Source organism: Alistipes sp. HGB5 (assembly GCF_000183485.2).
Lineage (GTDB): Bacteria > Bacteroidota > Bacteroidia > Bacteroidales > Rikenellaceae > Alistipes > Alistipes finegoldii.
Window position 1 is genome coordinate 1 of the sequence record NZ_AENZ01000053.1, and the last position, 1763, is coordinate 1763.

Genomic DNA, 1763 nt, shown 5'->3' on the forward strand with positions numbered 1-1763 from the left:
CAACTGCCCGCGTTAGTATAATGTAAATTGTTCATAATCAATACGCGAGGCCCGTCTCCGGCCAAATCTGCCAATTGCAGTCTAATTAATTGATAACCAAACGTCTGTCTCACAACAGGACGTTGTATCGGTTGCACATCTGTTACTACAGCGTAACCCTTCCGAATACGACAACAAGGGGAAAATAAGCTATTTAGACTCAATCCTGCGTCATATGGTTGTTACTTAATCATTACCTTTAAAGCGGTTTGTGTATTGTATAGGTTAATGAAAAAGGTTGTTAAAAACAATGAGAAACACGTTCAAGGTTCTATTCTACATCAAGAAGAATGCGCCTCTGCGGAACGGTTGGGCCCCGATCATGGGACGCATCACGATCAACGGACAGCGGACGCAATTTTCCACACGGCTCTCGGTCACTCCCGCCAGTTGGGACACCGCACAGGGGCGGGTCTGCGGACGGAGCAACATGGCCGTCCAAATCAACGAAAAGCTGGCCAATATCCGATTTCACATCGAGAGATGCTACAACAAGCTCTTTTACGAGCAGGCCTTCGTTACTCCGGTGATGGTCAAAGAGATGTATTTCGGCGGCAATCACAAGCAGGAGACCGTGGTCGCCTTCTTCAAGCAGCACAACGACGAATTCAAACGCATGGTCGGCGTCAGCCGCAGCATGACCACATATTATAAATATAGGTGTGTATGCCGGCATCTGGCGGATTTCGTCTGGGACAAGTACAACCGGAAGGATTTAATGTTCAAGGAACTCAACCGCGAATTCCTTACGGGCTTTCATTCCTACATAGCGCAGGAGTGCGCCCATAAGAAAAATACCACGTGGATCTACATGATCGCCCTCAAACACATCCTGATGCTGGCCCGCAGCAAAGGCTATATGAACAAGGATCTGTTTGCAAATTACAAATTACAAAGCGAATTCGTAACGCGCAATTACCTCTCCATGAGCGAGATCAACAAACTGATGCAGTACGAGGGCGACACTCCCACCTTACAACTTATCCGGGATGCCTTTCTGTTCAGCTGTTTCACCGGCTTGTCTTATATCGACATGAAGGACCTTACGCTGGAAAATATCCAGCAGGTGAATAAACAGTTGTGGATCAGTACGACGCGCCGCAAAACGGGTTCCGAAGTAAACGTCCGGCTGTTCGAAGTGCCTTACAACATTCTGCTCAAGCACAGGCCGATGACCCGGACCAAGCGAATCTTCGACCTTCCGAGCAACGGCTGGTGCAATGCCTGTCTCGACAAAATCATGTCCGAAATAGGCATTATGAAACAGATTACATTCCATTCGGCCCGCCATACCTTCGCCACGACGATCACCCTGTCGCAGGGCGTAGCTATCGAGACGATCAGCAAGCTGCTGGGACATAGAAACATACGAACTACGCAGATTTATGCCACCATTACGCACTCGCAGCTCGACGGCGAAATGGAACGTCTGTCGAAGCGAATCAACTCCCTTTACCGCAATTTGCTTCCTCCGGATGCACCCGAAGCCGGCACAAAGCTCATCTAAGCGCCGTCATCCGCCCCTTGCGCCCCTTCCCGGAGGGAAAATCACCGGAAATCACCGAAAAGACCGAAAACCGGCGGTTACAATCTGTAACCAGCCCGACACTTTGCCGGGAAAACTGTAAGTGGCGGACGTTAATCCGCAGAATATGTGTAATAGTAGTAAATTATTTTAAAAATTTATTTGTATATGAATCACCAAACGTTTATCTTTGCTAGTG

The 1763-nt window shown here is 48.4% G+C and carries 1 protein-coding gene; it reads left to right on the forward strand.

Features of this window, described 5'->3' with window-relative positions; all coding sequences use genetic code 11:
* Nucleotides 1-289 precede the first annotated feature (289 nt).
* Entirely contained in the window at nucleotides 290-1546 is a 1257-nt protein-coding gene (locus HMPREF9720_RS09605) for a site-specific integrase (protein ID WP_014774507.1), read from the forward strand.
* Nucleotides 1547-1763: the final 217 nt, after the last annotated feature.